The following is a 20565-nucleotide window of genomic DNA, read 5'->3' on the forward strand; positions in this document are numbered from 1 at the left end:
TAAAAATTATTGTCGAGAAAATATGGACTTACGTAAATTACAACGCGTCGTGATTGATGCCCTAGAAGATGTTAAGGCGCAAGATATCCGCGTGTATGACACCACTAAATTAAGTGAATTGTTTGACCGGGTGATCATCGCCACTGGCTCAAGCAATCGCCAAACTCGTTCCTTGGCTATGTCTGTCAAAGAAGAGGTGAATGCCAAAGGTGGTGAAGTGATTTCTATCGAAGGTTTAGAGACCGGTGAATGGGTGCTAGTCGATTGTGGCGATATCGTAGTTCATATCTTGCAACCGATGCTGCGCTCCTACTATCAGCTTGAAGGCATGTGGGGGGCCAAACCCGTACGTGTGAAATTAGCTGGTAGCAAAGGTCTTGCTAAAGCTAGCGATTCTGAAGAAGACGACGACGAATAATTTCGTCGTCACCTGCATCAATGCGCCTCACGATAGTTTCAGTTGGTCATAAGATGCCCGATTGGGTTGCAACAGCAACCCATGACTACACCAAAAGAATGCCTGCAGATTGCAGCATTGAAATCAAAGAAATTAAACCCGACCTAACGCCGGCTAAAGAAGCGGTAAAAATTGCGGCTGCCATCCCAAAGGGATCTAGAGTGATTGCCCTAGATGAGCGCGGTAAAGATCAAACTACCCAGAACCTAGCAACCCAACTGGCTAGCTGGCGCCAAGAAGGCTTTGACATTACATTTTTAATCGGTGGTGCAGATGGTTTGGATGCGAGCTTGAAGACCACTTCCCAAGCGATGTGGCGACTATCCAGCCTGACGCTTCCTCATGCGATGGCCAGAGTGTTGTTGGTTGAGCAACTCTACCGAGCCTGGACTATCCTACAAGGCCACCCTTACCATCGTGAGTAAGCTAATCAATCCTGCGCATTCCTTCGTTTACCTTGCTTCGCAAAGTCCTCGACGCCAAGAGCTCCTCAAGCAAATTGGGATTCGCTTTGAAATGCTTTTGCCTTCTCCAGATGAGGATAGCGAAAGTATTGAAATTCCACTGCCACAAGAAAAAGCTCGCATCTATGTGGAGCGAGTTACTTTGGCTAAAAGTGCAGCGGCACTCACTAGATGGAAAAAAAGTGGTTTACCGTGGGCGCCAATTCTCTGCGCCGATACTACCGTTAGCTTACCCAATGATCCTGATGGTGAGATTCTAGGAAAGCCAATTGATGCCGTCGATGCCGCCCGTATTTTAAATATGCTCAGTGGCAAAGTGCATGAAGTATTAACAGCGGTAGCAATTACAGTCAGCCCAACCCAAAAACCAACGCTTTTGCTACAGGTATCGCGCGTGCAATTCGCCGAACTTACTCCAGAGCAAATTGACGCCTATATAGCTAGTGGCGAACCGTTTGGCAAGGCTGGAGCCTATGGCATTCAGGGTTTAGGGAGCACTTTTATTCCATCTATCGAAGGTAGCTATAGCGGTATCATGGGCTTACCCCTTTGTGAAACCCAAAAATTACTAGAAATTGCCGGCCTGACTCACGTATGAACGAAGAAATACTGATCAATATCACCCCGCAAGAAACCCGCGTTGCTTTAATTCAGCAAGGCGCGGTTCAAGAGTTGCAAATTGAGCGCACACGCCAACGCGGCATCGTGGGAAATATCTATTTAGCCAAAGTAGTTCGTGTGCTGCCGGGTATGCAATCTGCATTTATTGAGATTGGGCTGGAGCGCACCGCTTTCATGCACGTTGCGGACATTACCCAAAACAATCCTCAAGCGCAAATTGAAAAACTATTGTTTGAGGGTCAAACACTATTGGTCCAAGTATTAAAAGATCCACTTGGCACCAAAGGTGCGCGCCTTACAACCCAACTCAGCATTGCGGGGCGTAATTTGGTTTACCTCCCTCCAGCTGGCAGTGATGCTGCTACCGAGAAATACATTGGCGTCTCTCAGCGCATTGATCAGCCAGAAGAACGTGAAGCAATCAAAGCGCGTCTTGCTGGCCTCATGGCAGCAGATGAAAAAGGCGGCATTATCGTCCGTACCAGCGCCCAAGACGCATCAGACACTGAGCTTAAGCATGACATGCTTTACCTGCGCACTACCTGGGAAAACATCCATGCGGCCATGAAACATAATCCTGCCCCTACCCTGCTGTATCAAGATTTGAGCTTAGCTGAGCGGGTATTGCGTGATGTTGCTGGAGAAGAGACTATTCAAATCCGCGTCGATTCTGCTGAAAATTTTGAGAAGCTCAAAACATTTACTACTGCCTATATGCCCAACCTTTTGGGCAAATTGACATTGCATCGCGGTGAACGCGCCCTCTTTGACTTATTTGATGTCGATGCTGAAATCAATAAAGCTTTGGGTCGCCGAGTGGACCTCAAGTCCGGCGGCTACCTTATGATTGATCAAACAGAATCGATGACAACGATTGATGTGAATACCGGTAGCTATGTAGGTGCACGCAATCTTGATGACACCGTTTTTAAAACTAACCTAGAAGCAGCTCAAGCAATTGCTCGCCAACTCCGTTTACGCAACTTAGGCGGAATCATCATCATTGACTTCATTGATATGGTTGGCAAAGACCATCAAGAATCTGTTTTGTATGAACTCAAGCGCAATCTAGAGCGCGACCATGCCCGCACATCAGTAAGTGACTTTTCTGCATTGGGTTTAGTAGAAATGACCCGCAAAAGAACTCGTGAATCATTGGCCCATATTACCTGCGAGCCCTGTGCCACCTGCCTTGGTAAGGGCGAGATTAAAACTGCGCAAACGATCTGCTACGAAATCCTACGAGAAATCGTTCGGGAACATCGCCAATTTAATCCAAGAGAATTTCGGATTGTGGCGGCACCTGACGTGATTGATTTATTCCTCGAAGAAGAAAATCAATTTTTAGCACAGTTAGGTGACTTTATTGGCAAGCCAATTACCCTCCAAGCAGAGGGAAGCTTCCGCCAAGAACAATACGATATCGTTCTTAGCTGACTATCTTAGTTTTTTCCTTGACTGCTTTTCCTAGATTGCATTAAGCGTTTGAGAATTGAATGCGATGTAAGTTTGCATAAAGCCCGTCATGCTTGACCAATTCATCGTGTGAGCCATTCTCAATAATCTTACCTTGCTCAAGCACCACAATTCGGTCGGCATGTTCAATGGTTGATAAACGGTGCGCAATTACCAAAGTAGTTCTGTTGGCCATTAAGGTATCGAGCGCTTCCTGAACCTGACGCTCAGACTCAGAGTCCAAGGCTGATGTGGCCTCATCCAAGATCAGAATTGGGGCATCCTTGTAGATAGCACGCGCAATTGCTAAGCGTTGACGCTGGCCTCCAGATAAGCGATTGCCGTTATCGCCCACCAAGGAATCAATCCCTTCTGGCAACTCCTTAATAAGAGCGCTCAGATTGGCAGCCTCCAAGGCCTCCATCACGCGACCACGATCGATCCCATCTTGGCCGGCAGCGCCATAAGCCACGTTAGCAGCAATCGTATCGTTAAAGAGAATGACATCCTGGCTTACAAAAGCAATTTGGCGACGTACATCGGCCAGCACGATATCTTCTAATGGAATGTCATCTAAGAAAATATGGCCGCTTGTTGGCTTAAAGAATCTAGGCAATAAATTTACTAAGGTTGACTTGCCACCACCGGAAGGCCCAACAAAAGCAACAACTTCGCCAGGATTAATTGTGAGGTTGATATTACTGAGAGCATCCTTACGATCGCCTTCTTGTTCGTATGCAAATCCGACATTCTCAAAACGAATTCCGCCTTTAGTTTTATCCAAAGGCTTCATATTTTGTTTGCGGTCCTCATCCTCTTCAAATGGCTGATCCATTAAGCCAAAAATCATTTCCGCCGCAGTCAATCCACGTTGCAAGGGCTGATTAATATCAGCCAAATGCTTTAAAGGAGAGATCACCAACATCATTGCAGTAATAAATGCCGCAAAACCACCGACAGTGGTGCCTTCAGTGGCAGATTGCATTAAGGCAATCACCAGCACCACCGACAAAGCCATTGAGGCAATGAGCTGCGTAATTGGTTGATTCAGGCCTCCAGCTACCGCCGACTTTAAGGCGAATTGGCGTAAGCGCTCAGCCTTCTCCATGAAGCGATTCATCTCATACTCATGCGCACCATGTACTTTAAGGATCTTATATCCAGCAGCAGCTTCTTCAACAATATATGCAAGATCGCTAGTGAGTGCCTGCTGCTCTCTATTAAGAGATCTTAAGCGACGATTAATCTTGCTCATGATGAATGCAATCACGGGAAAGATAATTAAAACGACTAAAGTTAATTGCCAGTTCAAGTAGATCAAATACCCCATTAAACCAACCACGGTGAGTGAATCTCTAACCAAGCTGATTAACATTCCACCCATCACAGTAAGAACATTATTTACTTCAAATACCACTCCATTAATTAAATTGGATGCGGAATTCTTCTGAAAAAAGGTGGTGCTGGCATGCAAGAGGGTTTGGAACATTTGCTCACGCAACTTCAGCAGCACCGAATTAATCACTCTGGTAAGTAAGTAGCTTGATAAAAACTGAGCCAAACTGCGAACTAACGCAAGGCCAACTAAGAAAACAGGTACTTGCCATAACTTGCTATTGAGTTGCCCAGTAAATCCTCGATCCAGTAACGGCTTCATGAGGGCCGGAATCGAAGTTTCAGCCCCGGCTACAACAGCCATGGCTAAAAGTGAACCAATAATCAAGCCAATATGGGGCTTGAGGTAGGTAATTAAGCGATTTAGGGCGGTACGGTCTTGAGCATTCATATAATGAATTATGCCCACCTTATCAGTCATACTCATCACCCGCAATGAAGAGGCCAATTTGGACGATTGTCTGGCTTCCCTAGAGGGGATCGCCCAGCAGATCGTGGTTGTTGATACCAATAGCTCTGACCGCACTTTGGAAATAGCCCAAAAGCATGGTGCCACCCTTTCCCAGCCGCCTGATTGGCCTGGTTTTGGCCCCCAAAAGAACCGCGCGCTTGACCTCGCTACAGGCGAGTGGGTGCTTTCCCTCGATGCAGATGAAAGACTGACTCCTGCCCTCAAATCTGAAATTTTGACGGCCATTCACCATAGCGCCCATGTGGATTGTTTTGCCATCCCCAGACTATCTTGGTATTGCGGACGCTTTATTCGCCATTCTGGCTGGAGCCCTGATTACGTTGATCGCCTTTTTAAGCGCGGAACCGCCCGCTTTTCCGATGACCTCGTTCATGAGCGCCTCATCCCTAATGGCCAGGTTGCCAAACTCAAGAATCCCATGCTGCACTACAGCTTCATGAACTACTCTCAAGTGCTACAAAAGTTGGATCGCTACTCTACTGCGTCTGCTGAACAAGCATTTGCCAAAGGTAAAACGAGTAGCCCCCTAAAGGCTGTTCTTCATGGGGCCTGGGCATTCTTTAGGACATATATTCTGCGTGCAGGCTTTTTAGATGGCGCTCAAGGATTTGCATTGGCCGTATCTAACGGTCAGGGAACTTACTACCGCTATATCAAACTATGGCATCTCAATCAGGGCGCCGGTAAATGATTTCGATTTTGCTGGCCACCTACAACTGGCCTCAAGCCCTCAAGCTTTGCCTCGAATCGCTGGCTATGCAAACCGATAAAGACTTTGAAATCATTATTGCTGATGATGGTTCTACCGACATTACAAAACAAGTGATCGAGTCTATTAAAAGCTCGCATCCCGCAGCGATTAAGCATCTTTGGCAAGAAGATCAGGGTTTTCGGAAAACTAAAATTCTCAATCAAGCGATTGCTGCAGCTCACGGTGACTACTTAGTATTTTTAGATGGTGATTGCATTGTGCAACCCGACTTTGTGGCGCGTCATCGCGCATTGGCGCAAAAAAGTTACTTAGTTACTGGCAGCAGAATCTTGCTTAATGAAAGCCTCACCAGAGAATTACTTACTTGGTCTCAGTGGAGTTTTAAGCGTTTTTGCTCAAACCTCATTGGCAAGCGTATTGGTGGAGGTATTAATAAATACTGGCCCCTCAAGATCAAGCTTGGAAATGGATCTTGGCGTGATTACAAAAAATTTGTTTGGCGCCGTATCAAAGGTTGCAATATGGCCTGTTGGAAAGCAGATGCCGAAGCGATCAATGGCTTTGATGAAACTATGACAGGCTGGGGTCATGAAGACGCTGATTTTGTATTCCGCTTGCAACACCACGGCATCCATCGCAAGTCAGGCTCATGGTCTACCGAAGTGCTCCATCTCTTTCATAAAATCAATGATCAAAGCAATGCTGCCGAGAATGCTCGCCGCGTTCGCGAAAAGATTTTGGCTAAGGCCCTGTAAGGATAGATTTGATGAGCAATTTCTCCAAACTCAAACCTAAAAAGGTTTTGTTCATTGCCACGCGGCAAATTGGTGACGTTTTAGTAACAACACCCTTAATTAGCAAGGCGAGAGAGCTTTGGCCTGATGCAGAATTTCATTTTTTAGGATATCGCGGCAAGCTAGAGATGTTGCATGGCAATCCTGATATTGCTGAAATGATTGAAACTTCAGATCGCCCCGGCTTCGGTGAATATCTCTCACTCATTAATCGACTGTTTCAGCGCTATGACTTAGCAGTAGTGACGCAACCCAGTGACCGTGCCTACCTGTATGGCTTGGTAGCAGCTTTTAGAAGAGTAGGCGTGCTTGGTGGTCACCCGCAAGGTAAAGAAGCTCAAGATCAACGTAAGCGCAGCAAGAGTGAGAAGCAAAACGCTTGGAAGAAATTCATCTGCATGCACACCGTGGATGTTGATTACTTTAAACAGCATGTCATCACAGAAAAGCTGCGCCTACTAGAAGCCTTCTTTAAAAATCCTGCTGAGCTATTTTTCAAGCCTATTTCAGTAACACCGCCTGAAGGCGAGCCTTTAACACCCATCATTGCTAATGAGCTGAAGCAGCCTTATGTTGTTGTCCACCCAGGGCCGTTGACTGCTTACAAACGTTGGTCATTGGCGTATTGGCAAGAACTCATTACTTGGCTGGTTCAGCAAGGCAATCAAGTGGTTTTGAGCGCATCCCCTGCGAAGCAAGATGTGCAACTCAACCATGACATCATTTCCTTGCTTGATGGGGGAACTACAGAACAAGTCATTAATGCCGCAGGCAAGTTGTCTATTCCTCAGGCAGGAACATTAATTCGTGGCGCCGCTTTATATGTTGGGGTTGATACTTCAATTACCCATTTGGCTGCGGCATGCAATATCCCAACCATCACACTCTTTGGCGCAACGCCACCAACCAATTTTGGTCCATGGCCTAACGGCTTTATTGGCGAACAACCATATCAATTGCGTGCCCGCACCCAAACAGTTGGCAACGTCACTATCTTGCAAGGTCCAGGTGAATGCGTACCTTGCCGCAAAGCAGGCTGCTTAGATAAAGCGGATAGCTACAGCGAGTGTTTGGACCTTCTTGAGCCCAAGCAGGTGATTGAGGCCATTCAAAAAGCAATATCAAACTAACAGCAATGATTCCCACGGGAATTCTGCTTAGTAGCCCTTAGTGGCCCTTAATGGCTCTTAGTGATACTGAATCTGTACGGGATCTTTTTGCTTAGAAGCCAATATTTGGTTTAAGCCATGCAAGCAAGCGTCATCTGGATAGATGCGCAGCTCTTCCGGGAACTGCATGAGGCAAGCGCCACCACTGGTTGTTACGGCAGCAGTCAACATCAAGCCTTTCATGCCCTCATTGGATCCTGGCGCGGCCGGAGCATGCGCCCCTAATTTGGGATCCCGCACGCGATTAGCCATGAGATAAGGATTGATTTGGCTACGGAGCATCTTGATATCAATGGCGTTATCAATGCAGACATGGACGTTACGGGCAAAGCGCATGCGTGCACCAGTGATATCCATGACTGCTTCAGACACGATACGCATCCCGCCTGAGAATTTATCTGGCGTTATGTTTACTTTTGCCACTAACAGCTCATCTTCCTTAAGCCAAGAACGATTTGGTTCGTACACTTCGCTATACAAGGTCACCTCAAGGGCAGCCGTACCATCATCGATAGTTGCAATCATCATGCGACCACGTTGGCCTGTCAGCATTCGAGCGGAAGTAATAATGCCAGCAATGAGTTGATCCTTGCCTTCGGCAACTTTTGATAAAGGCTGACGAATAAAGTGGGAAGTCTCATCACGATATGCATCAAACATGTGACCCGTTAAACAAAGGCCTAAAGCAGTCTTCTCTTCTTGCAATCGTTTCTTCTCTGACCAGACGGGCTCACGCACTAACTCTGGGAGGTGGCGATTTTCTTCACCAGCCACTTCAAACAAACTTACCTGATGAATCGAGGCTTCTGCTTGTTCGGCGGCTTCAATAGCTCTAGCAAGAGATGCAAGCAAAGTGGAACGGATGTCATACAAGTTACCGCCAGCAGGAACAGTATCCCGATAAAGACTATCAAATGCACCGGCACGCATCAGCGCTTCAATAGCACGACGGTTTACCTGGCGACGATCGACGCGTGCGCAGAAATCAAACAAGTCTTTAAATGGTCCACCGGCTTCACGCGCTTTAACGATCGACTCAATTGCAGCCTCGCCCGTACCACGCACTGCGCCCAAGCCATAACGCACATGACTAATCGGCGAATCAGGAGCTGCATCTGGAGCACGTAATGGCGTGAACTCATAAACACCGGTATTGATATCTGGTGAGAACACACGAATGTTGTTAGCCAAGCAATCGTCATACAGAATCTTCACCTTATCGGTGTCATCCATGGCGAGTGATAAGTTGGCCGCCATAAATTCAGCAGGGTAATACGCCTTGAGCCAAGCAGTTTGATAGGCTAAGAGTGCGTATGCAGCAGCGTGGGACTTATTAAATCCATAGCCCGCAAAACGCTCCATCAAGTCATAGATCTCGTTTGCCTTAGATTCTGTAATACCGCCTGCTTTTGCACCATCACTAAAGATCTTGCGATGCTGAGCCATCTCTTCTGGCTTTTTCTTACCCATCGCACGACGCAACATATCAGCGCCACCTAATGAGTAGCCGCCAATCATCTGCGCCATTTGCATCACCTGCTCTTGGTAGACCATGATGCCGTAGGTTTCTTGCAAAACAGGTTCGATACGCGGATCGGGGTACTCTACTTTTTGGCGTCCATGCTTACGCTCAATAAAGTCTGGGATCAAATCCATTGGGCCCGGACGATACAAAGCCACTAACGCAATAATGTCTTCGAAGCGGTCAGGCTTAGCCTCCCGAAGCATGCCTTGCATGCCACGGCTTTCTAGCTGGAACACGGCGACTGTATTAGCGCGCTTCAGAACATCAAAGGCTTTTTCATCATCAAGCGCAATCTCGCCGATACTCCAATCCCTGCGATCTGCATGCAGCGTTTTAATCCAACGCTCTGCTGCAGCCAAAATCGTTAAGGTGGTCAAGCCCAAGAAGTCGAACTTCACCAAGCCAATCGCTTCTACGTCATCCTTATCGAACTGACTGATGACGGAGCTGCTGTCTTGGTCTTTGCTTTCTTGCGTGTAAAGCGGACAAAAATCAGTGAGTCGTCCTGGGGCGATCAACACACCACCCGCATGCATACCGACGTTACGGGTCATACCCTCTAACTGCTGCGCTAAAGAAAGTAATTGACGCACTTCATCTTCATTCTTTTCGCGTTCAGCTAATTGCTTCTCTTCCTTCTTCGCCATTTCAATAGTCATGTACTGACCCGGCTTATTTGGCACCAACTTAGCAATACCGTCAACGAAGTTATAGCCCTGCTCCAGCACACGCCCCACGTCACGAATAGCCGCTCTCGCAGCCATCGTACCGAAGGTAGCAATCTGGCTCACCGCATCCTTGCCATACTTATCTTTAACGTACTGAATCACACGGTCGCGACCGTGTTGGCAAAAGTCAATATCAAAGTCGGGCATCGATACCCGCTCTGGATTTAAGAAGCGCTCAAAGAGCAAGTTGTAACGTAGTGGATCTAGATCGGTAATACCCAATGAGTAAGCTACTAATGAGCCCGCACCAGATCCACGACCAGGACCTACTGGTACGCCATTATTTTTGGCCCAGTTAATAAAGTCTGCCACGATTAAGAAGTAGCCTGGGAAACCCATTTGAGCGATTGTCTTCACTTCAAATACAAGACGCTCTTGGTAGCGCGTCATTTCTTTTGCGCGCTCTTCCGCATCCGGGAAGTTGCGCTCCATATGGCGCTTCAAACCGACCTCAGATTGCTGCAACAAATAGTCTTCTAAAGTAATTCCAGGCGGTATTGGAAAATCTGGCAAGCGTGGCTGACCCAACACTAAAGAGAGATTGCAACGCTTCGCAATTTCAACTGAGTTTGCCAAAGCAGCCGGCAAATCCGCAAAGCGTTTTTCCATTTCTTCCTGGGTCAGGAAATACTGTTCATCATTAAACTTTTTGGCGCGACGTGGGTTACCTAGCAATTCCCCTTCAGCAATACAAACACGGGCTTCATGGGCAGTAAAGTCGCTCTTCTGCATGAACTGAACAGGGTGCGTAGCCACGACGGGCAGATCTAATTCATTGGCAAGATGGCAAGCAAGCTGCAACTGCTTTTCATCTTGAGGATTGCCACCGCGTTGAACCTCAATATAGAAAGACTTCGGAAAGAGTTTTTCGTAACGCTGGGCAACAATCTTGGCATGATCTTCTTGGCCACCTAATAGTGCCGTACCCACTTCTCCCATGCGCGCGCCAGAGAGTGCAATCAAGCCATAAGCAAGGGTGCGTTTAGCGGCTTTATCTTCTGCCTTTGCAGCAGGTTCGCTAAACCAGGCTGAATCCACTTCTGCGCGACCACGGGATTGATTATCTAAAGACGCTCTACTCAGCAACTCGCATAAATTGAGGTAGCCAGAATGGTTTTGAACCAAAAGTAATAAGCGATAGGGTTGATCTGGATCTTGTGGATTGCTAATCCACACGTCTGCTCCAGCAATCGGCTTAATCCCACCAGAACGAGCGGCGGTATAGAAGCGCACTAAGCCAAATAAATTACTTAAATCAGTAATGGCCAAGGCACCCATCTCATCTTTGACGGCGGCAGCAACCGCATCGTCAATGCGAACGACTCCATCCGTAATCGAAAACTCGGAATGGACGCGAAGATGTACAAAACGGGGTGAAGCCATGAGATGATTTTAGCTGTGTCGACACTTAAAAACCCTTCATCCCCAGCCGACGGCTATCGTGGGCGATTTGCCCCCTCGCCCACCGGTCCGCTACATGCCGGATCACTAGTTGCCGCCCTTGGAAGCTGGTTAGATGCCCGTAAAAATGGGGGTAAATGGCTGCTCAGAATCGAGGATTTAGACACCCCCCGCTGCACCCCTGAAGCGGCCCAGCAAATCCAGTCCCAATTGCTTGCTTGCGGCCTTTCCTGGGATGAGGAGGTCATCTTTCAATCCAAGCGCCAAGACGCCTACCAAAGGGCTCTAAAGCGCTTAAATGAGCTCCAATGCCTATATCCCTGCTCCTGCTCCAGGCAAATGATTGCCAACTCCCTAGCCAAGCTCGGAATCCAAACCCCGCGCAACCAAGAGATGCTCTATCCCGGCACCTGCCGCCCCAAGGATGCCATCAGCAACCCCACAGAAACTTTAGGGGCATTACAAAAAGCTTGGCGAATTGCCTTACCCCAAAATTGCCATATTGAGTTTGAGGATTTAGCACTAGGGCCGCAAAACCAAAACCTCAATACTGAAGTGGGTGACTTTGTCCTACGCAGGAGTGATGGCCTATTTACTTATCAGCTTGCAGTAGTCGTTGATGATGCCGAGCAAGGCATCACCCATATTGTGAGAGGGAAAGATTTACTCAGCAACACGGCAAGACAAATTTATCTACAAGAAGTATTGGGATACAAGAAACCAGAATATCTTCATCTACCACTGGTGCTCGATGAGTATGGTGAAAAACTGAGTAAGCAAACTCTAGCAACTCAAATTAATACTCAAGATGAAAAACATTCCCTGCTGGAATTACGCAAAGCGGCAAACCATTTAGGATTAAAGAATTTGCCTGATGGTGAGAATGTCACTATTGCAGAGTGGCTATTAGCAGCCACTCATGCATGGCGAAGTTAATTATTTTTTCTTAAAGCCGCCAAGCAACGCGCCAACAGCGGGCTTAGCAGGCGTAATGCCCACTTTTTTCTCTTCAGGCTTTGCAGTGTCTGCAGTAGAAGTAGTTGATGTGCTTGGCTCGTAAGGCTTGTAGAAGAAAGGGTCTGACATTTTGGCTGGTGCGCTGTAAGAGCTTCTAGAGCCGCTAGAGCTGCCATAACCACTGGATGATGGACGGCTTTGTGAAGGCGCGCCTTCAGGCAAAGGCTTCACATCCAACTTACGCTTCATCAACTTTTCAATATCGTCGAGCAAGCGTTTTTCACTGGCATCAACCAAGGCAATCGCATCACCTTTACTACCGGCACGACCAGTACGTCCAATGCGGTGAATAAAGTCTTCTGCGTTGTATGGCAACTCGTGATTAATCACGCAAGGCATATCGGAAATATCCAAACCACGTGCAGCAACATCGGTTGCGACCAAGGCTTCGATTGCGCCTGACTTAAAAGCATCTAAAGTTAAAGTGCGTTCACCTTGACTCTTGTCACCATGAATCGCGCCCGCTTTAATACCGTCACGCTCAAGTGCGCGAGATAACTTGGCACAGCCTAAACGGCTATTGGTAAAGATGATGCATTGGCGTGATAAACCAGCACGTGTTCGAGCCTCTAACACTTGGACAATCGCGCGCTGCTTATCGCTTGACGCAACCATATGGACCACCTGCTTCACCGTATCTGCTGCAGCGTTTTGACGTGCTACTTCAACAGTGACAGGGGTACGTAAATAACTTTGTGCCAGCTTTTTGATTTCTGGGGAGAAAGTCGCCGAAAACAAGAGCGTCTGTCTTTGTGCTGGAATCAAATCAATGATGCGTTGCAAGTCAGGCAAGAAACCCATATCGAGCATGCGATCAGCTTCATCCAATACCAAAATCTCTACCTGTGAGAGGTTGGCGACTTTAGAGCCAATGTGATCCAGCAAGCGTCCTGGTGTAGCAATCAAAATCTCGACGCCATTACGCAAGGTAGCAACTTGCTCCTTCATATCCACGCCGCCATACACAACGGCAGCACGTAAATCGGTATGCTTGGAATAATTTGCTGCATTTTCAGCAACCTGCACAGCTAATTCACGTGTTGGCGTTAGAACCAATGCACGAATTGGATGGCGTGCTGGTGATGCGCTATTGCTAGCATGACGCAAAATCTTTTGAATAATCGGCAACACAAAGGCGGCTGTCTTACCAGTACCGGTTTGCGCAGCACCCATCAAATCGCTACCCGCTAAAACGTGTGGGATCGATTGCGCTTGAATCGGAGTCGGAGTGTTGTAGCCCTGCTCTAGAACCGCTTTTTGAATTTTCGGGTCTAAACCAAAATCAGCAAAAGTGATTGTTGCCGGAGTGGCTGTAACAGCGACAGCAGCAGCGTCAGTGTTATTAACACTAGGGGTAGCGGCATCGCTAACCCCTGTAGAAGAATTTATTTCAGTAGCAGTATTTGTCAAGGTAACTTACAGGATGGCAGCAATGCCGGCCTTAGCGGTTTCAGCATCCTCTGTCGATTTAACGCCGGAAACGCCGACTGCGCCGATGGTAAACCCGTTTACCTCGATATTGACCCCACCTTCTAACATGCCCGAAATGTGTGGGGCAGATAAGAATGAAGTACGGCCGTTATTAATAATTTCTTCGTAAACGCGGCTCTCGCGCTTACCCATTGCAGCTGTGCGAGCTTTCTCTTGAGCAATGTATGCAGATACAGGAGCGCAACCATCACGACGGATTAAACCCAACATATGACCACCATCATCACAAACAGCAATCGTTACTGCCCAGTTATTTGCAGCTGCGTGTTTGTCGGCAGCGTCCAAAATCTTTTGAGCGTCGGCTTGAGTTAAGTAAGGTTTAGTTGCAGTCATGTTTAATCTTTCTGTCTCGAATATGGTGTATTTATTTCATGCACTTCTATATAAGTACTTGAATTATAAGGGGTGTAGCGCGATTCCTTATACAGAATCAGGCTCCACCCCACTTAATGCGCTTCTGTGCTGCTCTAAGTCCTTCTTATTTAAGGAACTCTTGGGCTGCGACTACGCCACTGGCCTTAGGTTTGTAACCCATAGAACCCAGGCTCATCTCCACCCCACTGAGGGCGGCCATCAAGCTCAGCTCATTGCAGTCACCCAAATGGCCGATACGGAATGCCTTGCCTTTGATCTTGCCCAAACCAGTTCCTAAAGAGAGATTGAATTTCTCCAAAGCATGTTTACGCAATACATCCGCATCCATACCTTCAGGAGTAGCAATGCAAGTGAGGACTGGTGAATAGCAATCTTGATCCTGACATTGAATTTCTAGACCCCAAGCATTCACTGCTTCACGACAAGCCGCAGCTAAACGTTGATGACGAGCAAAAATGGTGTCTAAGCCTTCAGCCATCATCATGTCCATCGCTTCATGCAAACCGTACATGAGATTTGTACTTGGAGTAGTTGGCCAGTAACCATTTTTATTCGACTCAAGAATCTCATCCCAAGCCCAATATGACTTATGTATTTTGTTATTTTGACTGACTTCAATTGCGCGTGGAGATAAAGCATTAAAGCCAATGCCGGGTGGCAACATCAAGCCTTTTTGCGAGCCAGAGATGGTAACGTCAGCACCCCACTTGTCATGCTCATAATCGGCTGAACCCAAGCCAGATACGCTGTCTACGAGCAATAAGGCTGGATGCTTTAAGGAATCAATCGCTTTGCGAACCGCTGCAATATTTGATGTCACGCCGGTCGAAGTTTCGTTGTGTACAACGCAAACTGCTTTGATCTCATGACCAGTGTCTTTACGTAAATGCTCTTCAATCACAGATGCATCGACACCCCAACGCCAAGAATCTTGCCCTGCTTTACCAACTACTTCTACATCTAAACCAAGACGCTTACCAAGTGCACGCCATAAGTTTGCAAATTGACCAGTTTCATAGAACAACACTTTATCGCCCGGATTAAGAACATTCACTAATGCGCCTTCCCAGGCACCCGTTCCTGAAGCGGAATAAATAATGACAGGCTGCTCAGTTTTGAAAATCTTTTTAATGCCGTCCAATACCTTGAGGCCAAACGCACCAAATTCAGGACCGCGATGGTCGATGGTTTGATAGCTAATGGCACGCAATACGCGCGGAGGAACAGGACTTGGGCCAGGAATATGTAAAAAATGGCGTCCTGATGCGTGGTTATCAAGTTTCAACATGCTGTGTCTCACTAATGGTGGTTTTATAGATAGTTAGTAGGTAGTAATTTCTGCTGCTAGTGTATGACAATTTTTGGGAAATTTCCATTTTGTATACAAATTATTTGAAATTAATCTCAAAATAAAGTTCATATTAGGCATTTAAAGGCTGTATTTATGCAAAAAGATCGTTTATTCTTGTTTTTGTATACAAATTAATAAGCCTAGAGCTTCATTAGGGGTTAGCGCATGACAGTCATAGAACAGCCGAATTCTCAAAGTTTGCATGAAGCGACTTTCGAAAAGCTACGCTCTCTATTAGTAGAGGGCAAGATCGCCCCTGGCAGCAAACTCAACGAACGTGAATTAGCCGAAAGCCTGAATGTATCTCGCACACCTATTCGTGAAGCGATTCGCCGTCTGGCCGCTGAAGGATTAGTGGAATTAATCGCCAATCGCGGCGCAATTGCAGTGCAACTCAGTCTGGATGACGTATTAAATACTTTTGACGTGATTGCGGATTTGGAGGGATTCTCTGGAGAGTTAGCTGCCAAGAATATTAGTGATGCCGCACTCTCGGAATTAGAAGCCCTCCAATATGAAATGATGGCTTCATATGCGCGTCGTGATTTATCAAGTTATTACAAACTCAATTTGCGCATTCACCATCTGATTAATCAGGCGGCTAACAATCCCGTTCTCTCTAAACTCTTTACCCAAGTAAACGCACGAATTGAAGCGCTGCGCTTTCGCTCAAACCAAGACGGCGTCAAATGGGAAAAGGCCGTGGAAGAACACCAAGAGATGCTGGATGCCCTCAAGGCACGTGATAGTGCACGCATGCGCAAAATGATGATCCAGCACGTCAGAAATAAACGCGACGTCGTTGCGCAGCTACTCAAATCTGAAGTCAGCCTAGAAACTACAAAATCATGAATAAGCCCGTAGAAATGAAAGCACTCAAAGAGCTGATGGTTGATCAAGCCGCATTAGCAGCGCGTCTTCGCAAGGAGACTTCCGGTGAAGTAATGACCGATAGCGCGAGTCGCGGACGTTATGCAACGGACGCCTCTATCTATCAGGCGATGCCAGTTGCCGTGTTTATACCGAAGACTGCGCAAGATATTGCGAATGCCATTCAGATTGCAGCTGAGATGGGGGTACCCGTTTTACCTCGTGGCGGCGGCACCAGCCAGTGTGGCCAAACTACTGGTGCAGCATTGGTTATTGATAACACCAAATATTTCAGAAATGTTTTAGATGTGAACTTAGACAAAGGCTATGTTGAAGTTGAGCCTGGCATTGTGCTCGATCATTTAAATGGCTCACTCAAGCAGCACGGTCTTTGGTATCCAGTCGATGTCTCTACTGCAGGACAAGCGACGATAGGCGGTATGGCAGGTAACAATTCCTGCGGTAGCCGTTCAATTGCTTACGGCAATATGGTGCACAACGTTTTAGGGATTGATGCATGGCTAGCAGATGGCAGAATTGCCAACTTCAGTGATTACGCAAGTAGCACTGGAGCCGCAAAGCAGTTAGGAGACTTTGTAAAAAACCTAGCCACCACTCTACAACCAGAGATTGAGGCACGCTTTCCGAAGGTATTAAGAAGGGTTGCTGGCTATAACTTGGATATCTTTCACCCACAAAGTGAATTACCTTACACCCAAGATGGCAGCGTGAATCTTGCTCACCTATTGGTTGGAAGTGAAGGCACTCTGGGTTATTTCAAGTCACTCAAACTCAAGCTAGCACCATTGCCGCAACACAAAGTATTGGGTATTGTGAACTTCGCTAGCTTTTATAAAGCGATGGATAGCGCCCAACATATTGTGAAGCTTGGCCCTACCGCCGTTGAATTAGTCGATCGCACCATGATTGATTTGGCGCGCAGTAACTCAAGCTTTAAGAAGACTATTGAAACCGCCTTAATCGATCACACGGCACAAACGCCTGAGGCGATCTTATTGGTAGAGTTTTCTGGCGAGGCGCATGCCCCACTCTTGGATAAGCTCAAAGCCCTACAAGAATTGATGAGCGACTTAGGTTTACCTGGCTCAGTAGTGCCGATGCCTGATGCATCCTTGCAAAAGAATTTATGGGAAGTACGTAAAGCCGGTCTGAACATCATGATGAGCCTTAAGGGTGATGGCAAACCAGTGAGCTTTATTGAAGACTGTGCCGTACCACTCGAGAGTTTGGCTGATTACACCCAAGCATTGACTGATGTATTTGCTAAATATGGTTCACGGGGCACTTGGTATGCCCATGCGTCCGTAGGCACATTACATGTGCGCCCTATTTTAGATATGCGCAGAGATGGCGCCCAGAAGATGCGCGCTGTTGCTGAAGAAGCCTCTGCATTGGTACGCAAGTACAAAGGTGCTTATAGCGGCGAGCATGGCGATGGGCTTTGCCGTGGTGAGTGGATCTCCTGGCAATTTGGCCCCAAGATCACTGAAGCCCTCGCAGAAATCAAACACGCTTTTGATCCAAATGGACTATTTAATCCCGGCAAGATCATTGATCCGCCCAAGATGGATGATGTAAGTAACTTTAGATTTCCCCCAAGCTATAGGGTCATTCCACTACAGCCTGCATTAGATTGGTCTGCCTGGAATGTGCAAAATGACCCCGTTACTGAGGCAACTACTGCACCAGGCACTGGCGGCGATCCAGCACTAGGTTTGGCTAAAGCAGTCGAGATGTGCAATAACAATGGCCACTGCCGTAAATTTGATGCGGAAGTCATGTGCCCAAGCTATCGTGTCACGCGTGATGAGAAACACCTCACTCGCGGTAGAGCCAATACCTTACGTCTTGCCCTATCCAATCAACTGGGTTTACATAGTGGTAGCACTGAAGAGTCCTCTCCATTGGCAAGCGAAGCCGTTAAAGAAGTCATGGAGCTTTGTGTAAGCTGCAAGGCTTGCCGCCGCGAATGCCCTACTGGCGTGGATATGGCCAAGATGAAGATTGAGTTCTTGTCTGCCTATAAGAAGCGTGTTGGCCACTCTTTGCGAGACCTAGCAGTTGCCTATTTACCCAAATATGCCAGCACAATTAGCGCTATTCCGCTCTTGCCAGCTCTACTGAATTTGCGCAACCACATTAAGCCCATTGCAATCCTACAAGAATGGATCATGGGCATTTCTGCGCAAAGAAGTCTGCCGATCTGGAAGAGCAAAACTTTCTGGAACCAGAAAGCAAAAACTGCTTATCAATACACTCCGGAGCAACTAGCCAGCAATACCGATGGCAAAGGCATAGTTCTATTGGCCGATACCTTTAATGCTTACTTCGAAGATGAAAATCTGATCGCCGCATTAAAAGTATTAAAGGCTACAGGCTATCGCGTGCACATCCCCCATAAAACACAAAGCAAGAACCAAGAGGTCTCAACAAAATCAGCAAGTGCTTGCTCTAAAGAATTTTGCTGCGGCAGAACCTATCTTGCGGCCGGCATGGTTGATAAAGCGAAGGAAACACTTGGTGAGTTGGTTGATCACCTAGCGCCTTATGCGGATAAGAATATTCCGGTTATTGGTTTAGAGCCTTCTTGCTTGTTTACCTTGAAAGATGAAGCACTCGTAATGGGCTTTGGTGAACGTGCAGTGAGCGTTTCTAAGCAAGCGCAGTTACTAGAAGAGTTCTTGGCTAGCGAAGCTAAAGCCGGAAATCTAAAGCTCAATCTCAAAGCAGCTGATAAAGCAGTGCTCTTTCATGGACACTGCCATCAGAAGTCATTTGCAGCCGTTACTCCTGCAATGGAATTGCTCAAACTTATTCCAAATGCAGAGCCGAAGCTGATTGAATCGTCTTGCTGCGGTATGGCCGGTAGCTTTGGCTACGAAGCTGAACATATTGAAGTGTCCAAGCAAATGGCAGAAGCGAGTTTATTGCCAAGTATTCGTAAGTCGCCGGATAGTTGGGTGGTAGCTGATGGAACGAGCTGCCGTCATCAAATTGCAGATGGCACCCAAAGAGAAGTTGTGCATATCGCCAGAATCTTGGCGGCGCATCTATAAAGGCAAAAAAGATAGTGGTGCAGCGTATTTTTATTTAACGAATTACGCCGTAACCCACCATCAACAAGGTTCCAGTCAATAAGGCTGGAACCAATCGTTTTGTGGGTTTAGATACCATCACGCCAATCGCTAAGGCGCAGATCAGAACACGTATCCATAAAGGCACTGTTGCCATGAGACCGAGCGGCATAACAATCAAGCGCACTGTAAGCGCAGCAACCATCGCATAGGTAACGGCAGCCAACCAGCGAAAGATCTCGCTATCTTGGTTAATACTCTGTGACAGAAACACCCCAATGGCACGACAGAAGTAAGTACCCAGACAGGCGCCTACCAAAGCGATCCATAGCCCCCAACCAGAAAGGGCATCACTCATATGATTTAAGGTGTCCATCGCCCCGCTCATCCAAGCATCCCAGCCTTCTTGCGTAAGAGCTTACGATCAATGAAGTAAGCAATCGTTCCAGATACTAATCCTGCTGTTAATAAACTAGTGTCACGATCGATCACAAAGAAGATGGGGCCAAAGATACAGCCCAAGAAAATCGCAAGGCGATTAATCCAAGGCTTCACTTCAGTAAAGGTAAGCAAGAAGAATAACGGGTTAATAAACACGAGGCCAAAGGTTACGGGGGCAGGCACCATACCCGCCAAGTAAAAACCCAAGATGGTCCCTGGAATAGAAATTAACCAACATAGCAATCCCAGGCCAACAAAATAGCTAAGACGATGCTTCACCTCGATCGCATGAAACTCACGCATGGAGATAGCCCATGCCGTCATTGCCAATAAATGCACTGAAGCGTACAGACTGCGGTTACGATCTTTTTGATGAAACTGTGGAAAGAGTGTCACCGTCATCGTAATAAAGCGTGTAGATGTCAGCGTGACTGCTAAAGCAATCGCCACAACGGATGAACCGGTAATGGCCATCTCGAGCAAGACCACCTGCCCTGGTAATGCAAACATAAAGAATGAAGTGAAAGTAGTAAACCAAACATCAAAGCCGTTGGTTTTACCCATTGCCCCAAAGCCAACCATGCCAGCAAAGAGCACCATCGCAGGAGCACCTGCTGCATCCCGAATGCCAGACCAAAATGCATCACCGGGATTTTTAAAGCGTTGTGCTGCAGACTCTTCTAGCGCGATTTCGCTAGGATCTATGTAGGGCTGGTCTGCGGATGACATGGA

General features: G+C 47.2%; 16 protein-coding genes and 1 pseudogene. 10 read left to right on the forward strand and 7 right to left on the reverse strand.

Annotated features, from left to right (window positions below):
* Nucleotides 1-22 precede the first annotated feature (22 nt).
* The 4 genes and pseudogenes from rsfS to rng form a co-directional block, all read left to right on the forward strand.
* Nucleotides 23-415: pseudogene (gene rsfS / locus ICN18_RS06765) on the forward strand (ribosome silencing factor); the annotation flags it as partial.
* Nucleotides 416-438: 23 nt separating this feature from the next.
* Nucleotides 439-882 carry a 23S rRNA (pseudouridine(1915)-N(3))-methyltransferase RlmH gene (gene rlmH, locus ICN18_RS06770; protein WP_216189745.1) on the forward strand — a complete coding sequence of 148 codons (444 nt, stop codon included), beginning with the start codon at nt 439-441 and terminating at the stop codon, nt 880-882.
* Nucleotides 875-1519, forward strand: coding sequence for a Maf family protein (locus tag ICN18_RS06775; RefSeq protein WP_369411876.1), 645 nt, complete (start codon nt 875-877; stop codon nt 1517-1519). Before rlmH ends, ICN18_RS06775 begins: the two co-directional genes overlap by 8 nt.
* The gene (gene rng / locus ICN18_RS06780; RefSeq protein WP_216189747.1) at nt 1516-2979 is read left to right on the forward strand and encodes a ribonuclease G; all 1464 of its coding nucleotides are present in this window, start codon (nt 1516-1518) and stop codon (nt 2977-2979) included. The genes ICN18_RS06775 and rng overlap by 4 nt, the downstream gene beginning before the upstream one ends.
* 40 nt (nt 2980-3019) lie before the next feature.
* On the opposite strand, the gene msbA is transcribed toward rng, so the two are convergent.
* On the reverse strand, nt 3020-4783 hold the full coding sequence (gene msbA / locus ICN18_RS06785) for a lipid A export permease/ATP-binding protein MsbA (protein WP_216189748.1): 1764 nt from the start codon (nt 4781-4783) through the stop codon (nt 3020-3022).
* A gap of 10 nt (nt 4784-4793) precedes the next feature.
* Here msbA and ICN18_RS06790 point away from each other — a divergent pair, with 10 nt between their 5' ends.
* From ICN18_RS06790 to ICN18_RS06800, 3 genes are read left to right on the forward strand one after another with little or no spacing between them, the layout of a single operon-like run.
* Nucleotides 4794-5555, forward strand: coding sequence for a glycosyltransferase family 2 protein (locus ICN18_RS06790; protein ID WP_216189749.1), 762 nt, complete (start codon nt 4794-4796; stop codon nt 5553-5555).
* Nucleotides 5552-6331, forward strand: a complete 780-nt coding sequence (locus tag ICN18_RS06795; RefSeq protein WP_216189750.1) for a glycosyltransferase family 2 protein — start codon at nt 5552-5554, stop codon at nt 6329-6331. The genes ICN18_RS06790 and ICN18_RS06795 overlap by 4 nt, the downstream gene beginning before the upstream one ends.
* A gap of 11 nt (nt 6332-6342) precedes the next feature.
* Nucleotides 6343-7500 (forward strand): glycosyltransferase family 9 protein, encoded by a 1158-nt coding sequence (locus tag ICN18_RS06800; RefSeq protein WP_216189751.1) that lies wholly within the window; start codon nt 6343-6345, stop codon nt 7498-7500.
* A gap of 57 nt (nt 7501-7557) precedes the next feature.
* Here the strand turns inward: ICN18_RS06800 and dnaE are convergent, their stop codons facing one another.
* Entirely contained in the window at nt 7558-11175 is a 3618-nt protein-coding gene (gene dnaE / locus ICN18_RS06805; protein ID WP_216189752.1) for a DNA polymerase III subunit alpha, read from the reverse strand.
* A gap of 3 nt (nt 11176-11178) precedes the next feature.
* On the opposite strand from dnaE, the gene gluQRS reads away from it, so the two are divergent.
* Nucleotides 11179-12129: a tRNA glutamyl-Q(34) synthetase GluQRS gene (gluQRS, locus tag ICN18_RS06810; RefSeq protein WP_216189753.1), complete on the forward strand. Its 951-nt coding sequence runs from the start codon at nt 11179-11181 to the stop codon at nt 12127-12129.
* Here gluQRS and ICN18_RS06815 read toward each other — a convergent pair whose 3' ends face one another.
* The 3 genes from ICN18_RS06815 to ICN18_RS06825 all read right to left on the reverse strand — a co-directional run bounded on the left by ICN18_RS06815 (nt 12130) and on the right by ICN18_RS06825 (nt 15364).
* The gene (locus ICN18_RS06815) at nt 12130-13620 is read right to left on the reverse strand and encodes a DEAD/DEAH box helicase (protein ID WP_216189754.1); all 1491 of its coding nucleotides are present in this window, start codon (nt 13618-13620) and stop codon (nt 12130-12132) included.
* 6 nt (nt 13621-13626) lie between these two features.
* On the reverse strand, nt 13627-14034 hold the full coding sequence (locus tag ICN18_RS06820; protein WP_216189755.1) for a GlcG/HbpS family heme-binding protein: 408 nt from the start codon (nt 14032-14034) through the stop codon (nt 13627-13629).
* A 145-nt stretch (nt 14035-14179) separates the two neighbouring features.
* Entirely contained in the window at nt 14180-15364 is a 1185-nt protein-coding gene (locus ICN18_RS06825; protein WP_216189756.1) for a pyridoxal-phosphate-dependent aminotransferase family protein, read from the reverse strand.
* A 228-nt stretch (nt 15365-15592) separates the two neighbouring features.
* On the opposite strand from ICN18_RS06825, the gene ICN18_RS06830 reads away from it, so the two are divergent.
* Together ICN18_RS06830 and ICN18_RS06835 are read left to right on the forward strand one after the other, a co-directional pair.
* Nucleotides 15593-16279: a GntR family transcriptional regulator gene (locus ICN18_RS06830; RefSeq protein WP_216189757.1), complete on the forward strand. Its 687-nt coding sequence runs from the start codon at nt 15593-15595 to the stop codon at nt 16277-16279.
* Nucleotides 16276-19374, forward strand: a complete 3099-nt coding sequence (locus tag ICN18_RS06835) for an FAD-binding and (Fe-S)-binding domain-containing protein (RefSeq protein WP_216189758.1) — start codon at nt 16276-16278, stop codon at nt 19372-19374. Before ICN18_RS06830 ends, ICN18_RS06835 begins: the two co-directional genes overlap by 4 nt.
* 34 nt (nt 19375-19408) lie before the next feature.
* Here the strand turns inward: ICN18_RS06835 and ICN18_RS06840 are convergent, their stop codons facing one another.
* Together ICN18_RS06840 and ICN18_RS06845 are read right to left on the reverse strand one after the other, a co-directional pair.
* Entirely contained in the window at nt 19409-19768 is a 360-nt protein-coding gene (locus ICN18_RS06840; protein ID WP_216189759.1) for an AzlD domain-containing protein, read from the reverse strand.
* Nucleotides 19769-19776: 8 nt separating this feature from the next.
* Complete coding sequence (locus ICN18_RS06845) at nt 19777-20562, reverse strand: AzlC family ABC transporter permease (protein WP_216189760.1); 786 nt, start codon at nt 20560-20562, stop codon at nt 19777-19779.
* Nucleotides 20563-20565: the final 3 nt, after the last annotated feature.

It is taken from the genome of Polynucleobacter parvulilacunae (assembly GCF_018881715.1).
In the GTDB taxonomy this organism is placed as follows: Bacteria; Pseudomonadota; Gammaproteobacteria; order Burkholderiales; family Burkholderiaceae; genus Polynucleobacter; species Polynucleobacter parvulilacunae.